The organism is Gilvimarinus sp. 1_MG-2023, from assembly GCF_030548285.1.
In genome coordinates, this window is record NZ_JAUOSC010001935.1 from 1 (window position 1) to 228 (window position 228).

The 228-nt window shown below is 50.4% G+C and carries 1 protein-coding gene; it reads right to left on the minus strand.

Translation table 11 applies throughout. From position 1 onward, the window contains the following. Window positions 1-228: hypothetical protein (locus tag Q4563_RS23405; protein WP_303606250.1), on the minus strand; the 228-nt coding region annotated here is incomplete at both ends.

Below are 228 nucleotides of genomic sequence, written 5' to 3' on the forward strand. Positions count from 1 at the left end.
GGCCAATGATTTGATTTTCTCGAATTGCTTTTTATAGGCAGAGGGCAAGACCTTGTCGGCCTTGATGTCTTCCAGAACTTGTTTTTGTGCCAGTAGCACGGACAGTGTTTCGGCGACCTTGTGTTTATTGGCCATGCCGCTTTCAAACAGTGTCAATGTCCTGGCCGCAGACTCAAGTGCCTGTTGGTCATTGCCTGCCAGATCACTTTTACGGGCGGCGCTGATGGC